At 63.0% G+C, this 18,715-nt stretch carries 16 protein-coding genes; 8 read left to right on the plus strand and 8 right to left on the minus strand.

The annotated features are described in order from the left end of the window. Nucleotides 1–4 precede the first annotated feature (4 nt). Nucleotides 5–1,051: a GlxA family transcriptional regulator gene (locus ACMGF8_RS06295; RefSeq protein WP_240321944.1), complete on the minus strand. Its 1,047-nt coding sequence runs from the start codon at nt 1,049–1,051 to the stop codon at nt 5–7. Nucleotides 1,052–1,418: 367 nt separating this feature from the next. Between ACMGF8_RS06295 and ACMGF8_RS06300 the strand changes: the two genes are divergently transcribed. From ACMGF8_RS06300 to lpdA, 8 genes are read left to right on the plus strand one after another with little or no spacing between them, the layout of a single operon-like run. Continuing rightward, nucleotides 1,419–3,215: a fatty acyl-AMP ligase gene (locus tag ACMGF8_RS06300; RefSeq protein ID WP_416759041.1), complete on the plus strand. Its 1,797-nt coding sequence runs from the start codon at nt 1,419–1,421 to the stop codon at nt 3,213–3,215. Beyond that, nucleotides 3,212–4,120, plus strand: coding sequence for an acyl-CoA desaturase (locus ACMGF8_RS06305; protein WP_102862644.1), 909 nt, complete (start codon nt 3,212–3,214; stop codon nt 4,118–4,120). The genes ACMGF8_RS06300 and ACMGF8_RS06305 overlap by 4 nt, the downstream gene beginning before the upstream one ends. 31 nt (nt 4,121–4,151) lie before the next feature. Then, entirely contained in the window at nt 4,152–5,108 is a 957-nt protein-coding gene (locus ACMGF8_RS06310) for an acyl-CoA desaturase (protein ID WP_102862645.1), read from the plus strand. Nucleotides 5,109–5,159: 51 nt separating this feature from the next. Further along, on the plus strand, nt 5,160–5,480 hold the full coding sequence (locus ACMGF8_RS06315) for an acyl carrier protein (RefSeq protein WP_102862646.1): 321 nt from the start codon (nt 5,160–5,162) through the stop codon (nt 5,478–5,480). 18 nt (nt 5,481–5,498) lie between these two features. After that, nucleotides 5,499–7,478, plus strand: coding sequence for an alpha/beta fold hydrolase (locus tag ACMGF8_RS06320; RefSeq protein WP_102862647.1), 1,980 nt, complete (start codon nt 5,499–5,501; stop codon nt 7,476–7,478). 37 nt (nt 7,479–7,515) lie between these two features. Beyond that, nucleotides 7,516–7,713 (plus strand): rubredoxin, encoded by a 198-nt coding sequence (locus tag ACMGF8_RS06325; RefSeq protein WP_102862648.1) that lies wholly within the window; start codon nt 7,516–7,518, stop codon nt 7,711–7,713. A 36-nt stretch (nt 7,714–7,749) separates the two neighbouring features. Continuing rightward, complete coding sequence (locus tag ACMGF8_RS06330; RefSeq protein ID WP_180988552.1) at nt 7,750–8,676, plus strand: alpha/beta hydrolase; 927 nt, start codon at nt 7,750–7,752, stop codon at nt 8,674–8,676. Beyond that, entirely contained in the window at nt 8,673–10,127 is a 1,455-nt protein-coding gene (gene lpdA, locus ACMGF8_RS06335) for a dihydrolipoyl dehydrogenase (protein WP_416759045.1), read from the plus strand. Before ACMGF8_RS06330 ends, lpdA begins: the two co-directional genes overlap by 4 nt. A 60-nt stretch (nt 10,128–10,187) precedes the next feature. Here lpdA and tauD read toward each other — a convergent pair whose 3' ends face one another. The 7 genes from tauD to ACMGF8_RS06370 all read right to left on the minus strand — a co-directional run bounded on the left by tauD (nt 10,188) and on the right by ACMGF8_RS06370 (nt 18,711). Further along, nucleotides 10,188–11,027 (minus strand): taurine dioxygenase, encoded by an 840-nt coding sequence (tauD, locus tag ACMGF8_RS06340; RefSeq protein WP_250329866.1) that lies wholly within the window; start codon nt 11,025–11,027, stop codon nt 10,188–10,190. Between the two features lie 262 nt (nt 11,028–11,289). Continuing rightward, entirely contained in the window at nt 11,290–12,129 is an 840-nt protein-coding gene (gene tauC / locus ACMGF8_RS06345; RefSeq protein WP_416759047.1) for a taurine ABC transporter permease TauC, read from the minus strand. Next, a complete protein-coding gene (gene tauB, locus ACMGF8_RS06350) occupies nt 12,126–12,920 on the minus strand; it encodes a taurine ABC transporter ATP-binding subunit (protein ID WP_102862652.1) in 795 nt (264 codons plus the stop codon). Before tauB ends, tauC begins: the two co-directional genes overlap by 4 nt. Before the next feature lie 27 nt (nt 12,921–12,947). Beyond that, nucleotides 12,948–13,925, minus strand: coding sequence for a taurine ABC transporter substrate-binding protein (gene tauA / locus ACMGF8_RS06355; RefSeq protein ID WP_102862653.1), 978 nt, complete (start codon nt 13,923–13,925; stop codon nt 12,948–12,950). 279 nt (nt 13,926–14,204) lie between these two features. After that, the gene (gshA, locus tag ACMGF8_RS06360) at nt 14,205–15,788 is read right to left on the minus strand and encodes a glutamate--cysteine ligase (protein WP_102862654.1); all 1,584 of its coding nucleotides are present in this window, start codon (nt 15,786–15,788) and stop codon (nt 14,205–14,207) included. Nucleotides 15,789–16,003: 215 nt separating this feature from the next. Further along, nucleotides 16,004–16,387 carry a PaaI family thioesterase gene (locus ACMGF8_RS06365; protein ID WP_011058654.1) on the minus strand — a complete coding sequence of 128 codons (384 nt, stop codon included), beginning with the start codon at nt 16,385–16,387 and terminating at the stop codon, nt 16,004–16,006. Continuing rightward, on the minus strand, nt 16,387–18,711 hold the full coding sequence (locus ACMGF8_RS06370) for a Tex family protein (RefSeq protein WP_115581375.1): 2,325 nt from the start codon (nt 18,709–18,711) through the stop codon (nt 16,387–16,389). The genes ACMGF8_RS06365 and ACMGF8_RS06370 overlap by 1 nt, the downstream gene beginning before the upstream one ends. Nucleotides 18,712–18,715: the final 4 nt, after the last annotated feature.

Below are 18,715 nucleotides of genomic sequence, written 5' to 3' on the forward strand. Positions count from 1 at the left end.
CTGATCAGATGATCGGTGGGCCGGACCTGGCCTTGCGCAACTGGCTCGGCGTGCAGCCCATGTTTTTCCACATCAATCGACGTAGTGCCGTCGCGTCGGAATAGCCTACTTTGAAGGCAACTTCTTCAATGCTCATGTTGGTAGTTTCCAATAAGCTTTGAACATGTTGCAGGCGAACTTTCTGAATGAAGGCCATGGGCGGCTTACCCGTGGCGCTACGGATTCTGCGCGATAAGGTCTTCTCGGTGATGCGCAAGTGCTCGGCAATGGTGCTCAATGGAGGAACGTTGGGCAGGCAGTCCTCGATAAACTTTTCCAGCATCAGCACTTCGCGATTTTCTGTTTTTAAGTTGGATAGGGCCATGTAGTGATATTGCGCAGGCCGACCATCTATCAGCAGATAGCGCATGGTCAGCTCGGCAATTTGATTACCCATCTTATTGCGCAGTACATAAAGCATCAGATCCATTTGCGACATGCCTGCGCCAGCAGTAATCATATTTCCGTCATGAATAAGCATGCGCTTTGTGTCGAGTATCGCCTCGGGATAACGCTGCTTGAAGGTCTCGTACAGTTGCCAGTGGGTGGTGACGGTGCGGCCCTCGAGAATCCCTGCCTCCCCCAGGACGAAAACCGCCGAGCAGGACGCCGCAGTCTGTCGTCCGCGCAGGTGGTGTTCTTGCACCAGCTTGCTCAGCTTGCGGATGTCGTTGTGCCCGAGCCGGGCAATGAGCTCGGTGGACTGACTGAGGCCCGGCTGCCTCTTTTCCCGGCGACAGCCAAAGAAATCCAGCTCCTGGGTGTTTTCCAGCCCCAGCCCCGGGATGACCAGCATGCTGCCCTCAATGGTCTGGGCGCTGTCCAGTGGCAGTGCATCCAGGCGCATGCCATTGCGCATTCGTACGGATTCACTGCTGCCGATGATTTTCCAGGTAATGGTGGGGCGTCCCATGACTTCGGCGATCTGGTTGGCAGTACGCAGCACATCCAAGGTGATCGCCACACTTGACCCCATGGCTCCTTCCAGCGCGATCAACGTGAGCACATCCATGTCCATTTTCTCCCTGTAAGTGTCCATTTGTGCATTAGCAAAATATACAAGCTGGTGGCAGACTTCTCAACGCGTCCAAATCTAACTTTCTCTGCCCACGCTATTCCCAGTGGGACATATAAGAAAATAGGCATTCATTAAGTGAATGCTTCGCCCTGTCAATAAAATGACATCTTGTCTACTGCCTAGTAAGAGCTCCCCTTGTTAGGGGTGTTTGTTCGGTTCCTTAGTGCTGAAAATAATAAACGACCATTAGGTCAATATATGGCTCTCCATTTAAAAAGGATTTTGAATGAACTACGCCGTGCCTCGTGATTATCTAAATGATGTTAATCAGACCTTCTCAGCGCATTTAGCAGTTGATGATTTGTCGCTGGCCGGCACCCTGGGAATCGAATGTTTAAGTTCGGTTACGGAAGTACTGGCTTATCGCGCCTGGCTTCAACCTGATGCAACCGCCTTTATCCACTTGCTCGATGGCGAGCAAGAGGAGGCGGCCATCAGCTACGCCGAACTGTGGCAGCGTAGTCAACGATTGGCCGCGGCGCTGCAGATTTTCGAGCCCCGGGGAAAACGGGTGCTGATGCTGTTCGAGACCGGTATCGACTACATCGTTTCCCTGTTCGGACTGTTCCTGGCCGGTGCGGTGGCGATTCCCGCTTTCCCGCCGGTGGGGACCCGAGGCCTGGAGCGCCTGGCGTTGATCTGCGCCGACGCCCATCCGCAAATCGTGCTGACCAGCTCGCGTTTCATGCGCTCCCAGGAACGGGTCAACGCCTTGTTGCAGGATGATGTACCCGCGCCGCAATGGGTCGATCCGCAAGAGCTGGCCACGGAGAATGCACCTTGGCAGGCGCAGGCTGTGACCCCTGGTCAATTGGCCCTGCTGCAATACACCTCAGGTTCTACCTCCGCGCCCAAGGGCGTGATGCTGACCCACGCCAACCTCTACAGCAATTGCCGCAGCGCCAGCCAGTGGATGGGCAAGGTCAAGGACCGCGTCGGTTGCAGCTGGCTGCCGCCCTATCACGACATGGGCCTGATGGGCGGCATATTGCAGCCGATCTACGACGCCTTTCCGACCGTGCTCATCAGCCCCGGGCATTTTGTCCAGCGGCCATTGCGCTGGCTGGATGCGGTGTCCAGGTATGGCGCCGACGTCACCATCGCGCCGAACTTCGCCTTTGATCTGTGTGTTGAAAACATCACCGATGACGAGCTGGCAACCCTCGACCTGAGCAAGCTCAAGGCCATCTACTGTGGGGCCGAACCGGTCCGGCAAAGCACCCTGGCACGCTTCTCCGAGCGCTTCGCCGCCGCCGGCTTCAACCCTGTGGCCCTGGGCCCCTGCTATGGACTGGCCGAGGCGACGGTGCTGGTCTCGGGCAAACCCCATGACCAACCGGCATTCAACACCCAGGTGGATCGGGACCAGCTCGCCATTGGAACCTTGGCCATTGTCGACGCCGAAGATGGGTTCGCCTTGCCATTGGTCAGCAGCGGGCGGGTGGCCCCGGGCTTGCGCCTGGCGATTGTCGATCCCGTCAGCCTGCTGCCGGTCGCCGACGGCCAGATCGGCGAGATCTGGGTCCAGGGCGACAACGTGGGTGCCGGTTACTGGGGCAAGGAGGCGCTGAGCGAGCAAGTGTTTCGCGCCCAGTTGCCGGGCGTCGACGGACATTTCATGCGCACCGGCGACCTGGGGGCCTTGTATCGGGATGAGCTGTTCGTCACCGGCCGCCTCAAGGATCTGATCATCATTGCCGGTCGCAACCTGTATCCCCAGGACCTGGAACTGGCGGTCGAGAGTGCGGACCCGCGCATCCGCAGCAATGGTTGCGTGGCGGTGGGCGTGGATAACGGCCAGCAGGAGCAGTTGGCGATCGTGGTCGAGATCAAGCGCAGCGAAAAACTCGACGAAGCCCAGCAGGAACAACTGCGCCAGCTGATCACCAGCACCCTGGTCAGCCAGTTTGGCGTGTCCCCGGCGCGTATTCATCTGGCGCCCATGGGCGGCATCCCGCTGACCACCAGCGGCAAGGTCCAGCGCCAGGCCACCCGGCAGGCCCTGCTCAACGACAGCCTGGCGCGCTACGGCGCCGGACGTTCGGCCGCAGCGGCCTCGGTACAACCTCTTAAAACCCCTACGGATGCTCTGTCATGACGGCCATGAATCCTCATATCGACCGTACCGGTCATCGCGAGCGTCAACTGGCCTGGCTGACCGTCGGTGTGCCGGCGGTGGGCACCCTGGTCGCACTGGTCCTGGCCTGGCAGCAGGGCATTGGCTGGCTGGAGTTTGGTGCACTGGCCAGCATGTACCTGCTGACCGCCCTGGGGGTGGAAGTGGGGATGCACCGCTTCTTTTCCCACCATGCGTTCAAGGCCGGCCCGGTGATCACTGCGTTTTTCGGTATCGCCGGTTCGATGGCAGCCCAGGGCCCGATCCTGTTCTGGGCGGCCACCCACCGCCAGCATCACGCCTTCACCGACAAGGAAGGCGACCCGCACTCGCCGCGTCCGCTCAAGGAAGGCTTTGTCGGCAATATCCAAGGCTGGTGGCACGCCCACCTGGGCTGGCTGTTCAGCCTGAGAAAGCAGAATTGGAGCCAGTTCGTTCCCGACCTGATTCGCGACCGGCTGATCATGCAGATCAACCAGCGCTACTACCTGTGGATCATCCTCGGCCTGCTGCTTCCGACCCTGGTGTGCGGGTTGATTACCCGAAGCTGGGAAGGCGCCCTGAGTGGCCTGCTGTGGGGTGGCTTTGTGCGGATCTTCCTGGTGGACCACGCCACCTGGTGCATCAACTCCTTCGCCCATCGGGTCGGTGGCCGTGACCACCCGACCCGGGACACCAGCCGCAACGTGTTCTGGCTGGCGATTCCAACGGTCGGTGGCGGCTGGCACAACAACCACCACGCCTTTCCGGCGCTGGCCCACGCCGGGCTCAAGCCCTGGCAGCTGGATATCGGTGGCTGGTTCATCGAGTTGCTGGCCTTGTGCGGCCTGGCTTGGGACGTGAAGCGTCCTGGTGCGCCGGTTGCTGCAGAACCTACAGAAAGCTGATTGCCGGTCTTTACCTCACAGGAAGCTATTCATGGACGAGATCCTCACAACCACTGCGACTCCAGAGATCAGCGGGGTCGCGCAGCTGAGTCCGGCAGCCGCCAGAACCAAGGCACGCATTGCGCTGGCGGTGATGCTGGTGCCCCTGTTCGGTGCCTTCGAGGCGATCCGTTTGTGGGTCACCGGTCAGGTGCACGCCCTGGACTTCATCCTCTTCGGGGTGTTCTACGCGATCCAGATGTTCGGCGTCTCCATGGGCTATCACCGCTACCTGGCCCATCGCGCGTTCAAGACCTCGCGTCTGATGAGCAGCCTGATGCTGATCGCCGGCTCCATGGCGGCCCAGGGGCCGATCCTGTTCTGGGTCACCACCCATCGCCGGCATCACACCTACAGCGACCAGCACGGTGATCCGCATTCGCCCAACCTCATGGGCCAGAGCCGCCTGGAGCGCGCCAAGGGCCTGTGGCATGCGCACATGCCGTGGATGCTGGCGCCGGACATGTCGAGCTGGAACTTCTTTGCCCCCGACATCCTGCGTGACCGTCGGCTGTTCTTCTACAACCAGACCTACCTGTTCTGGGTCGCCCTGGGCGTGGTGTTGCCGGGGATCATCGGCGGCCTGGTCACCCAGAGCTGGTCCGGTGCCTGGAGCGGCCTGATCTTCGGCGGCCTGGCACGGATCTTCGTGGCCAACCAGGCGGCCTGGTGCGTGGGCTCCATCTGCCACCGCTATGGCGCCCGGCCGTTCGTGACCCACGACCAGAGCACCAACAACTGGATTGTCGCGTTCCTCACCTTTGGCGAGGGGCTGCAAAACAATCACCACGCATTCCCTGCCTGGTACCGGCATGGCGTGCATTGGTGGGAGCCCGACTTGTCGGGCTGGACACTGGCGTTAATGGGCAAGCTGAGACTGGTCTCAGACCTGCGTTCACCGTCCCAGGCAATGATCGACAAAGTCCGTAAGCGTCAGGCCGCATCCTGAACAACGGGATCGTCTGATCTGTAAACCACCCTACTCATCAAGGAAGATCCTATGTCCAACTTCATTTCCAATTTGCTGAGCACTCTGAGCTTCTCGGAGAAAAAACAGGCGGCGGTCGAACTCAACGAAGAGAGCATCAAGCATTGGCTGGTGCAGAAGATGGGCACGCTGCTGAAGATCGACCCGTCCCAGGTCGATACCGCCCGCAGCTTCGAGTCCTACGGCCTTGACTCGCTGGTGGCGGTGAAAGTGGCGGGCGACCTGGAGAAGTTCATGGAACAGCGCCTGTCCCCGGCCTTGCTGTTCGAATACTCCAGCATCGATGACTTGTCCAAATACCTGGCCAATGAACTGACCACATCCGAAGTTTGACTTCGCAGGAGTTTGGCCATGGCCATTGCACAGATGCCTTCGCAAAAAAACGATAAATTCAATGACCTGCTCCGACGCTCACAGGAGATCGAAGGCCTGCGTCTGACGGACGCAATCCCCAAGCACCTGTATCAGCCACGGGTCTGGCGCGGAATGCTCAGCTTCGTCGTCAGCTACATGCTCTACATCGGTGCGATAGTGGCGGTCGCCCACGTGCACTGGATGTTCTACCTGCCGCTATGGCTGGTGGCCGGCCTGGGTGGCTGGGGCCTGTTCTGTGTGGCACACGATTGCGGGCACAACTCGTTCTCGCGCAATCGCAGCTTCAACCACATTCTCGGGCATATCGCCTTGCTGCCGTTGCTCTACCCGTTCCACGGCTGGCGCCACATGCACAACATGCACCACGCCAACACCAACAACCTGGAAATGGACGTCGACTGGCGCCCGGTACTGCGCGTGCAATACGACGCCATGCCCTGGTGGGACAAGCTGGTCTACAGCAGCACCCGCACCTGGCTGTTCTGGCTGGGCACGGTCAACTACCAGCGCCACTCGGGCTTCCGTCCGTCCATGTTCCACAAGCTCGAAGCGCGCAACGAAGTGCGTCGTTCGATCCTGTTCATGGTGGTGGCTGCGCTGATCTACCTGCCGACCCTGGTGTACTTCACCGGCTTCACCGGGCTGTTCCTGTACTTCGTTGCCCCGTGGCTGGCGACCCATGCCTGGTTCAGCCTGACCACCATGATGCACCACATCAGCGATGAGACTCCGTTCCTGACCAAGGAGCACTGGAGCTTCAACAGCAGCCGACTGCTGCTGACCACTGACTACATGTACCCCAAGTGGCTGCTGTTCCTGACCCACTACATTTCGGTGCACACCGCGCACCACGTGGCGCCGATCATTCCCCACTACAACCTGCCCGAAGCCCAGGCAGCGTTGAAGAGTGCCTTCCCAGGGATGGTCAGGGAAAAACCCATGACCGTGCAGGATGTCTGGCACGTGGCGCGCAATTGTCACCTGTACGACCCGGTCAATGGCTTCTATGAGTCCTTTGACCGGCCGGCCCAGGCCGCCGAGGGACAGAGCACGCCGGGCGCCAAGGCGGCCAACAGTCCTCTGACCCTGAAGCAGCAGCTGCTGCGCAGCTACATGGGCATTCTGGGGTCGCTCTCGGTGGACAGCGCCGGTGCCAAGGCCACGGATCTGTTCGGCTACACCCGGGAGTACATCAAGCAACCTGACAAGGAAATGAGCCCCCTGGGCGCCCAGCGTTTCCATATCAAGGGCATCGCCGGCGTTCCCCACGGCTATCAATGGGGCACGGGCGACCAGACCATCCTCCTGGTCCATGGCTGGGGCGCAGACAGTCGCAGCCTGTACTCCTTCACTCGCGTCCTGCAGCGCCAAGGCTTCAAGGTCGCGACCTTCGATGCACCGGCCCACGGCATCTCGCCGGGCTCCCTGAGCACCATGACCGAGTTCAAGGACGCGGTGAAAGCAGCCATCGTCGCCCTGGGTGACGTGGTGGGAATCGTCGCCCACTCCCTGGGCGGTATCGCCGCCACCGGGGCCCTGGCGGAACTGGCCGAGACCCATCGGATCAAGGCCCTGTGCCTGCTGGGCTCGCCGGCCAACCTGCCGGTGGTGATCCAGCGCTGGGCCAACGGTTACCTCAAGCTCAAGCCGGCGGTGGTCCAGGCCATGCACCGTGAGCTGTGGAAGCGCAACGGCGTGCCGGTCCAGCACTGGGACATCCCGGCCCTGGGCAACGGCCTGCAGTTGCCGACCCTGGTGCTGCACGACCTCAACGACCCGATCGTGCCGTTCTGCGAAGCGCAGCAGATCACCACGCTGATGCCTTGGGCGAAGCTGGAGCCAGTGTCCGGGCTCGGCCATGTGCGCATTCTCTCCGATGCCGCGGTGCTGGAGCAGGTGGCCCAGTTCCTTGTACAGAACATCAAGGTGGCCGAAGTGGCTCAGGCCAGCGCATGAGCACAACGCACAACCTTTTGACGATGGTTAACCACCCATGACGACCTATGCTGAAAGCGCCGTGACCGAGTCCGGCCTGTGGATGTGCCTGATCTGCGGCTGGATCTACGATCAACGGCTGGGCGATCCCGATTCGGGGGTGCCTCCGGGCACTGCCTGGGATGACATTGCCGAAGACTGGACCTGTCCGGAATGCGGCGTGAGCAAGTTGGATTTCAACATGGTGAAGCTGTAATCCAGCGCTGAACCCTGTAGTCGATGAGGAAGCAAGATGGCGACCCAAGAGCAAGCGTCGGCACCCGCCAAGGGCCGGCGTAGCAGCTTCAAGAAAATGCTCTTCAAGGGCATTTACAACGGGGTTCTGGGGCTGCTGCGTTGCAGCTTCTGGATGGAGTCGCGGCTGCTTCCTCGGCGTGCTGCGACGCGCGCGCTGAAGCTGTTCACCACGCCACAACGGCTGCGCCAGCATTTTCCGCTGACGCTGCCCAGCGCCACGGTGCAGGACCTGGAAACCGAGGAAGGGCGGCTGCGTTGTTTTTGCTGGACCCCGCAGCAGGTCCGGCGCCGGGTGGTGCTGGTGCATGGCTGGAGTGGCGCCAGTACCCAGTGGCAGTACCTGATTCCACTGTTGCTGGAGGAGGGCTGTGAAGTGCTGTCCTTCGACTGCATCGGCCATGGCGGCAGCGGCGGTCGGCAAGCGTCGCTGCCGACCTTCGTCAGCATGCTGGATCAGGTGCAGCAACAGCTGGGGCCGTTCGACACGGTGATCGGGCACTCCCTGGGCGGGGCCGCCGCCGGGTATGCCTTGAGCACCCCGGTCGGCAAGGGCTTCGAGCGGGCGGTGCTGGTGGCTGCGCCGGCCGACATCGAAAACGTCGTTCGGCGTTTTGCGGCTTTTCTGTGGATCAACGATGACGTCAGACAACGCATGCAACTTCTGGTTGAGCAACGCTATCAGAAGGACATGCGCAGCCTGGCGGTCAGTCGTTATGGCCACCAGGTGGATATCCCGGTGCTGCTGGTGCATGACCAGCAGGATCAGGAAGTCCCGGCAGATGACCTGCAATCCTTCGCTGAAGGCTTGCGTCACCGGCAAGTCCTGCAAACCCGCGGGCTTGGCCACCTGAAAATTCTCAAGGACAGGGCGACCATGGGGGCTGTGGTCGAGTTTGTCTGTGCAAAGGACGGCAATCTATGAGTGAACAATACGATGTGATCGTGATCGGCGCGGGTCCTGGTGGCTATGTCGCGGCGATCCGGGCGGCGCAGCTGGGACTGAAGACGGTCTGTATCGAGCGCTACAAGGGCAAGGACGGCAAGACCGCCCTGGGTGGCACCTGCCTCAATGTGGGCTGTATTCCTTCCAAGGCATTGCTGGACAGCTCTCATCACTATTACGAGGCGCGCAACGGTTTTGAAGTGCACGGCATTGGCATCCGCAATCCGCAGATGGATGTGCCGGCCATGCTGGCGCGCAAGGACAACGTGGTGCGCAATTTCAACGGCGGCATCGCCTCGCTGTTCAAGGCCAATGGCGTGGCCCTGCTGGAAGGTCACGGCAAGTTGCTGGCCAACAAGGAAGTGGAAGTCACCGCGGCCGACGGCAGCACCCAGCGCATCAGCGCCCCCAGCATCATCCTCGCCCCCGGCTCACGGCCCATCGATATCGCCGCAGCGCCGCTGACGGACAAGGTGATCGTCGACTCCACCGGAGCCCTGGAATTCACCCGCGTGCCCAAACGCCTCGGGGTGATCGGCGCTGGCGTCATCGGCCTGGAACTGGGCTCGGTCTGGGCCCGCCTGGGCGCCGAAGTGACGGTGCTCGAAGCCCTCGACAGCTTCCTGCCGGCAGTGGACGTGCAGATCGCCAAGGAGGCGCAGAAGATCTTTGGCAAGCAAGGCCTGGATATCCGCCTGGGGGCCCGGGTGACGGCGTCCGAAGTGCGAGGCGACAGCGTCAAGGTCAGCCTCAGCGAGGGCGGCGAGGACAAGCAGCAGACCTTCGACCGCCTGATCGTCGCCGTGGGGCGCCGGCCCCTGACCACCGATCTGCTGGCCGCCGACAGCGGGGTGCAGTTGGACGAGCGTGGCTTTATTCATGTCGATGGCCAGTGCCTGACCAGCGTGCCTGGGGTGTTCGCCATTGGCGACGTGGTGCGCGGCCCGATGCTGGCGCACAAGGCGTCGGAGGAGGGGGTGATGGTGGCCGAGAGCCTTGCCGGGCATCACCATCCGCTCAATTACGAGCTGATCCCGTCAGTGATCTACACCCACCCGGAAATCGCCTGGGTTGGCCAGACCGAGCAGGCCCTCAAGGCCCAGGGCATCGAGCTGAACATCGGCACTTTCCCGTTCTCCGCCAGCAGCCGCGCCATGGCAGCCAACGACACCGCCGGGTTGGTCAAGGTCATTGCCGATGCCAGCACCGACCGGGTACTTGGGGTGCATGTGATCGGCCCGGGCGCTGCGGAACTGGTCCAGGAAGGCGCGATCGGCATGGAGTTCGGCACCAGCGCCGAAGACCTGGGAATGATGGTGTTCTCCCACCCGACCCTGTCCGAAGCCCTGCATGAAGCCGCCTTGTCGGTGAATGGCCAGGCGATTCATATCGGCAATCGCAAGAAGAAAGCTCCCTCCAGCGTCAAATAGCCCGCGGTCCCCGGCTTCGCTCATCCAGCGGGGCCGGGGCCTGCTGCATCTCCCCGCCTTTCAGCGAAAGAACGGCACATCCCCAAGAATGGTCGCGCGCTGCATCACCCGGCGCTGTGGACGGTAGTCGTCCACGGCGTAGTGCTGGGTCACACGGTTGTCCCAGAACGCCACGTCGTTTTCCTGCCAGCGCCAGCGGATGGTGAACTCCGGGCGGGTGGCGTGGGCAAACAGCAGCTTGAGGATGGCCGCGCTTTCGCTCTCGGACAGTTCGTTGATCTTGGTGGTGAAGCCGTCGTTGACGAACAGCGACTGGCGCCCGCTCACCGGATGGGTACGGATCACCGGGTGCGACAGCGGCGGGTTCTTGCGCCGGGCTTCCTCCCAGCGCGCCAGGTCTTCGGGGGTGTTGCCGAAGCGTTCCAGAGGGAAGGACTTGATGAATTCGTGGGTGGCGGTCAGGCCCTGCAGCAGGTTCTTCATGGGCTCGGACAGCGCCTCGTAGGCGGCGATGCCGCTGGCCCACAACGTGTCGCCGCCGAACGGCGGCAGCAGCTTGGCGCTGAGCACCGCGCCCAGGGCCGGGGTTGGCAGGAAGGTCACGTCGGTGTGCCAGATGGCGTTGTCGCGCACGTCGGTTTCAGCGGTGTCGAGGATCAGTATTTCCGGCTGTTCCGGCACATTGGGGTAGATCGGGTGAATGTGCAGGTCACCGAAGTGGGCGGCGAAGCGCGCCTGTTGCTGTGGGGTGATCGGCTGGTCGCGGAAGAACAGTACCTGATGCTTGAGCAGCGCCTGCTCAATGGCGTCGCGCTGTTCGACGCTGAGCGGCTGGCTGATGTCGATGCCGCTGATCTGGGCGCCGAGGGCGGAGCTTAAAGGGGTGATGGTCAGGCTCATGGTGGTTCTCTTGTACGGCGCCGAACGCTCGGCGTGGTCGGATTCGGTTTATCGGCATCAAACTAAAAAAACGGTTGCGCTGGCGGTGTCGTGACCCTGTAGCCGCTGTCGAGCCTTGGCGAGGCTGCGAACGGCGGCGCAGTAGATGCAAACCCATGCAACGAGGTCTTCCTCATCGATTGCTGCGAGCGCTACGCGCTCGGTCGCAGCCTCGCGAGGGCTCGGCAGCGGCTACAGGTGAACCGCGTGCGGGGCAGGCAGGTCAGTGGGATTGGCCGTGCCAGGGCACCAGCTTGCGTTGCAGGGCGCGCAGGCCCATCTCCATGGCGAAGGCGATCAGGGCAATCACCAGTATCCCCAGTAGCACCACATCGGTGACCAGGAACTGCGCCGCGGATTGCACCATGAAGCCCAGGCCGCTGGTGGCGGCAATCAGCTCCGCCGCCACCAGGGTCGACCAGCCCACGCCCAGACCGATGCGCACGCCGGTGAGAATGTCCGGCAGGGCGCTGGGCAGGATCACGTGGCGAATCAGCTGGGCCCGGGTGGCGCCCAAAGACTGCGCGGCGCGCAGCTTGGCCGGGTCGACGGTGCGCACGCCGGTGGCGGTGGCAATGGCGATCGGGGCGAAGATCGCCAGGTAGATCAGCAGCACCTTGGACAGCTCGCCAATGCCGCACCAGATGACGATCAGCGGCAGGTAGGCCAGGGGCGGAATCGGCCGGTAGAACTCGATCAACGGGTCGAGCACGCCACGGGCGATGCGGTTGGCGCCAATGGCGATGCCCACCGGAATCGCCGTCAGCACGGCACAGCCTAGGGCCAGGCCGATGCGCTCCAGGCTCGCCGCCAGGTGCTGCCAGAGGGTGGAATCCATGTAGCCGCTGGTGGCCAGCAACCAGCCTTTTTGCAGCACGGCGGCAGGCGGTGGCAGGAACAGCGGTTCGATCAGGCCACTGGCGGTGACCGCCCACCACAGGGCCAGCAGGGTGATCAGGGTCAGCACGCTGATCCAGCGGGTGCTCAGGCTACGACGCACTGGCAGGGGCGCTTTCGGCTTGGCATCGCGGGTGGTGGTGGCGGGAATCTCGTAGCTGCTCATGGGCGCTCCTGCTGCTGGGTGGCGCTGCGTTGGGAGAACACCCGGGACAGCACGTGTTCGCGGGTTTCGATGAACAACGGGTCGGACTTGATCGCCCGCGCCGATTCGCCGGCGGCGTAGCGCTGGCCGAAGTCCAGGTTCAGGCGCTCGACGATCTGCCCCGGGTTGGGCGCCAGGAGGATCAGGTCGGTGGCCAGGAACACTGCTTCCTCGATGTCGTGGGTGATCAGGAATACCGGTTTGGCGGTGCGCCGCCAGACTTGCAGCAACAGCTCCTGCATCTGCTCGCGGGTAAAGGCATCCAGGGCGCCGAAGGGTTCATCCATCAGCAGCACGCGCGGGTCGGCAGCCAGGGCGCGGGCCAGGCCCACGCGCTGTTTCTGTCCACCGGAGAGTTGCCAGATGCGGCGCTTGTCGAAGCCGGCCAGGTCCACCAGGGCAAGCATCTCCCGGGCCCGGGCTTCACGCAGGTCCCGGGCGACGCCGGCCAGTTCCAGGCCGAAGGCGACGTTGCCCAGCACGTCCTGCCAGGGCAGCAGAGCGTCGTCCTGGAACACCACGCCACGTTCGGCGCTGGGGCCCTTGACCGGCACGCCGTCGAGGCTGATGCGCCCGGCGCTGGGGTCGACGAAGCCGGCAATCAGGTTCAGCAGCGAGGTCTTGCCGCTGCCGGAGGGTCCCAGGGCGACCAGCAGTTGCTGTGGCCCCAGGGTCAGGGAAATATCCGCCAGCACCGGTTCGGCGGCGCCGGGGTACTGTGCGCTGATGCGCTCCAGTTGTAGCAAGGCCATGACGGCTATCTCCTGTCCGGTCGCGGGTTATTCAGGGATGAACTTGGCACTGACGTAGGGGGCGTAGTCCGGCAGCACCGCTTCGACCTTGCCTTGCTCCTTGAGGAACACCGCGGTGTCGGTGATCGCCTTGGTGGTCGGGGCGCCGAGGCTGAGCACCTGGTCGGCGGCCAGTGGGTAGACGTTGCCTTGCAGCAGCAGCGGGATATCGCTGGCCTTGGCCCCGGAGAGCTTGACCAGCTTGTCGACGTTGCCCTGGTTGGCCAGCCAGGCTTGTGGGTCCTTGCGGTACTGGGCGTAGGCCTCCAGGGTCACCTTGGCAAAGGCCGTGACGATTTCCGGGTGCTTCTCGGCGAAGTCCTTGCGCACGATCCAGGCGTCGAAGGTCGGCGCGCCGAACTTGGCCAGCTCGCCGGAGGTGATCAGCACCTTGCCGTTTTCCTTGGCCACGCCCAGGGCCGGGTCCCAGACGTAGGTGGCGTCGATATCGCCGCGCTTCCAGGCGGCGATGATCGCCGGTGGCGCGAGGTTGAGGATCTGCACTTTCGAGGGGTCGATGTTCCAGTGCTTCAGCGCCGCCAGCAGGCTGTAGTGGCCGGTGGAAACGAAGGGCACGGCGACTTTTTTACCGATCAGGTCCTGAGGGCTGTTGATCGCGGAACCGTCGCGGGCCACCAGGGCTTCAGCGGCGCCGATCTGGGTGGCGATGAGGAAGGTTTGCACCGGCACCTTGCGGGTGATGGCGGCGGTCAGCGGGCTGGAGCCCAGGTAGCCGATCTGCACATCGCCGGAAGCGATGGCGGCGATGACGTCGGCGCCGTTGTCGAATTTGCGCCAGTTGATCTTGGCCTGGGTGGCTTTTTCGTAGCTGCCGTCGGCTTGCGCGACCTTGGCCGGATCGACGGTGGTCTGGTAGGCGACGGTGACGTCAGCCGCCTGGGCAAAGAAACTCGCAGCGGCCAGGGACGCGGCCGCCAGGAGGCGAAGGGGGAAATGCAGTTTCATGGGGGGGCTCCTCATAGGCGGCCGGTGATCGGCGTGGGAGGAGACTAAATGATCTAAGAATGCAGAAATAAATAACTTATTTGCATTAGCTTATGAGGTGAAATTCGTGGCCGTAGCCAGACAAGTGTTATGGCGAGGGTGCCGGCTCTCGCCGGGCTGCAACGCGGCCCCCAGCTCGGGCCACGCGCTTATGCAGGAATACCCGGTCGCCCGGTTTGGGAGGGGCTGCGCCGCGGAAGGCCGGCCGACCTAGCGGGAGCAGGCGCCCTCGCCATGGCCCTAGTTGCTGATGGCCAGGATGCTGGCCTGGTAGGCGCCGACGAACACGTCGAAATCACCCACTTCGTTTTGCTCAAGCTCGGTCTGCTGCTCCAGGGATTTGCGCGCCGCGTCTTCGAAGGCGGCTTGCTCTTCCTTGCTCAGGGCCTGGCTGCGGAAGTGCTCGGCATGCACCTGGCTCTGGCGCAGGGAGAACTGGCTGAAGCTTTCCTTGTGCTCGCTCATGGCCGCCAGCACCTGGGCCGATGGGGTCAGGGACGAATCCTTGACCTTGGCCAGCTGGGCGTCCAGGGCCTTGCTGTGCACGTTGCTGCCGTGGCTCTGGTCGAGCAGGGCAGCCAGTGGCGCGATCTGCTCCAGCAGTTCGGCGGCCCATTCCTTCATCTCCACCGGCTGGCCCTGGCGTTGCAGTTGCAGGCCCGGACGCCGGCCTTCCTTGACCACGGCGAGGAAGTTGGAGGTGGCGTTGCCGCACTCGTTGTTCTCGAACAGCGGGCTGTCGTTGAGCGCGCAGTACAGCAGGAAGGCGTCGAGGAAGCGCGCTTCCTGCAGGTCGATGCCCAGGGGCAGGAACGGGTTGATGTCCAGGCAGCGCACTTCGACGTACTGGATGCCCCGGGCCATCAGCGCCTGGATCGGCCGCTCACCGGTGTAGGTCACGCGTTTGGGACGGATGTTGGAGTAGTACTCGTTTTCGATCTGCAGGATGTTGGTGTTCAGTTGCACCCACTCGCCATCCTTGTGGGTACCGACCGCCACGTAAGGCGCGTAGGGCGTGGCCACGGCCTTGCGCAGGCTGTCGGTGTAGCTGTTCAGATCGTTGTAGCAAGGGGTCAGGCCGGCCTGGGCCTGGCTCTGGTAGCCCAGGTCGCTCATGCGCAGGCTGGTGGCGTAGGGCAGGTACAGGGTCTCGGCGTCCAGTTGCTCCAGCTGGTGCGAGCGGCCGCGCAGGAAGCCCGCGTCCAGGGCCGGCGAAGCACCGAACAGGTACATCAACAGCCAGCTGTAGCGACGGAAATTGCGGATCAGCGCGATATAGGCCGAAGACTGGTAGTCCCGGTCGCTGCCGACGAAGCCTTCGGCTTGCTTGAGCAGCGGCCACAGCTGTTCCGGCAGGGAAAAGTTGTAGTGGATTCCGGCAATGCACTGCATGGTCTTGCCGTAGCGCAGGGCCAGGCCCTTGCGGTACACGTACTTGAGCTGACCGATGTTGGAGGTGCCGTAATAGGCGATCGGGATGTCTTCCTCGGCCGGCAACGGGCACGGCATCGATGGACTCCACAGGTACTCGTTGCCGAGCTTGCTGTAGGCGAAACGATGAATCTTGTCGAGGCTGGCCAGGGTGTCCGCCGGGTCCGTGAGGGCCGGGGTGATGAACTCCAGCAGCGACTCGGAATAGTCGGTGGTGATCTGTTCGTTGGTCAGCGCGGAACCCAGTTCTTCCGGGTGCGGGGTCTGTGCCAGGCGGCCTTCGCCGGTAACACGCAGGCATTCACGTTCGATACCGTGCAGGCACTGCTCGAGCAGGGAGAGGTTAGCGCGCTCGCCGAGCAGAGCCAGGCGGCGGTTGAGAAGTTCGCTCAAGTTGGATTCCTTCACGCGTCAGTCGCCCCAATATGGGGGTGGGCAGGACGGTCTACAAGGGTGAAGTTAAAACTGGCGTTTTCGCCTGGTTTTTGAGTCAAGCCGACTCGCTTGAAAACGCCAATCCTTCATCCCTGAATCTGGCTTTAGCGCAGGCAAAAAACTCCGACGCCGCTTTCGCAGCGCCGAAATTAACCCAAATTCATGACAGGGAGCTATAGGACGGCGAAGGTGCCTTGTGCTTTTGCGACCAGTTTGTCGCCCTGGATCACGTCCGCTTCCACCACCAGGGTGCGGCGGCCGGGGTGGATCACCTTGGCCCGGCACAGTACTTCACCCTCGGCTACGGCGCGGATGTAGTTGATCTTGCACTCGATGGTGGCGCTCTGCTGGTCAAAGCCGTGGGTGCTGGAACAGGCCAGCCCCATGGCAATGTCCACCAGGCTGAAGATCGCCCCGCCGTGCAGCTTTTGTCCGCGATTGCGCAGTTGTGGGGTCAGCTCCAGGGCGACGTCCGCCTCGCCGGTTTCCAGGCGTTGCAGACGGCAGCCGAGCAATTGGCTGAAGGCGCTTTCGGTCAGGCCGGCAGGGATCTGCATCAGCGTTTCTTCAACTGCTTGGCGTTGGCGAACAGCGAGGCCATGGCGTTGTTGCTCGGAGCGGCCGCGGTGGTTTCCTTGCGTGGTGCGTTGCCCTGAGAGGAGCGCGGCGCCGAGCCTGGACGGGAACCGCGAGCGCCGTCGATCTTCTCGCCCGGGGTGTCGCTCATGCGCATCGACAGGCCCACGCGTTTGCGCGGAATGTCGACTTCCATGACCTTGACCTTGACCACGTCACCGGCCTTCACCGCTTCACGCGGGTCCTTGATGAACTTCTCCGACAGCGCCGAGATGTGCACCAGGCCGTCCTGGTGCACGCCGATGTCGACGAAGGCACCGAAGTTGGTGACGTTGGTCACCACGCCTTCGAGGATCATCCCCAGTTGCAGGTCCTTGAGGTCTTCCACACCGTCCTGGAACTCGGCGGTCTTGAACTCCGGGCGCGGGTCGCGGCCGGGCTTGTCCAGTTCCTGGAGGATGTCGGTGACGGTGGGCAGGCCGAAGGTTTCGTCGGTGAACTTTTTCGGGTCCAGGCGCTTGAGGAAGCCGCTGTCGCCAATCAACGAGCGAATGTCGCGGCCGGTGTCGGCGGCGATACGCTGCACCAGCGGGTAGGCTTCCGGGTGGACCGCCGAGGCGTCCAGCGGGTTGTCGCCATTCATGACGCGCAGGAAGCCGGCGGCCTGTTCGAAGGTTTTCTCACCCAGGCGGGCGACCTTTTTCAGCGCGGCGCGGGTCTTGAACGCGCCGTGTTCGTCGCGGTGGCTGACGATGTTCTGCGCCAGGGTCGCATTCAGGCCGGAGATCCGCGCCAGCAGGGCCACGGAAGCGGTGTTGACGTCGACGCCGACGGCGTTCACGCAGTCCTCGACCACGGCGTCCAGGCCACGGGCCAGTTTCAGTTGCGAGACGTCGTGCTGGTACTGGCCGACACCGATGGATTTCGGATCGATCTTCACCAGTTCCGCCAGGGGGTCCTGCAGGCGGCGGGCGATGGATACGGCGCCACGGATCGACACGTCCAGGTCCGGGAATTCCTTGGCCGCCAGCTCCGAGGCCGAGTACACCGATGCACCGGCTTCGGAGACCATGACCTTGGTCATCTTCATGGCCGGGTATTTTTTGATCAGTTCGGCGGCCAGCTTGTCGGTCTCGCGGCTGGCGGTGCCGTTGCCGATGGCGATCAGGTCCACCGAGTGCTTGGCGCACAGCGCGGCCAGGATGCCCAGAGTCTGGTCCCACTTGTTGTGCGGCACGTGGGGGTAGACCGTGGCGTGATCCAGCAGCTTGCCGGTGGCATCCACCACCGCCACCTTGCAGCCGGTGCGCAGGCCCGGGTCCAGGCCCAGGGTGGCGCGCGGGCCGGCCGGAGCGGCCAGCAGCAGGTCGTGCAGGTTGTGGGCGAAGACGTTGATCGCCTCGGTTTCCGCGTTGTCGCGCAACTCGCCCAGCAGGTCGGTTTCCAGGTGGGTGTAGAGCTTGACCTTCCAGGTCCAGCGCACCACTTCACCCAGCCATTTGTCGGCGGCACGGTTCTGGTTCTGGATGCCCACGTGCTGGCCGATCATGCCTTCGCACGGGTGCATGGTGCCCGGCAGCTCGTCACCGACTTTCAGCGCGGAGCTGAGAATGCCTTCGTTGCGGCCACGGAAAATCGCCAGGGCGCGGTGCGACGGCATGCTTTTCAGCGGTTCGTCGTGTTCGAAGTAGTCGCGGAACTTGGCGCCTTCCTCTTCCTTGCCGGCGACCACGCGGGCGCTGAGGGTGGCTTCCTGCTTGAGGAAGTTGCGCAGCTTGTCCAGCAGGCCCGCGTCTTCGGCGAAGCGCTCCATGAGGATGTACTTGGCGCCTTCCAGGGCGGCCTTGACGTCGGCCACGCCCTTGTCGGCGTCGACGAAGCGCGCGGCTTCGGCTTCCGGAGTCAGGCTTGGGTCGTTGAACAGGCCATCCGCCAGTTCGCCGAGGCCGGCTTCCAGGGCGATCTGGCCCTTGGTGCGGCGCTTCTGCTTATAAGGCAGGTACAGGTCTTCGAGGCGGGTCTTGGTGTCGGCCAGCTTGATGTCGCGAGCCAGCTCCGGGGTCAGCTTGCCCTGCTCTTCGATGCTGGCGAGGATGCTGATCCGCCGTTCGTCGAGTTCTCGCAGGTAGCGCAGGCGCTCTTCCAGATGACGCAGTTGGGTGTCATCGAGGCTGCCGGTGACCTCTTTCCGGTAACGGGCGATGAAGGGCACGGTGGAGCCTTCATCCAATAGAGCGACGGCCGCTTCGACCTGTTGTGGGCGTACGCCGAGTTCCTCGGCAATGCGGCTGTTGATGCTGTCCATAAAA

The organism is Pseudomonas sp. BNK-7 (assembly GCF_048072025.1).
GTDB classification, from domain to species: domain Bacteria; phylum Pseudomonadota; class Gammaproteobacteria; order Pseudomonadales; family Pseudomonadaceae; genus Aquipseudomonas; species Aquipseudomonas danubii.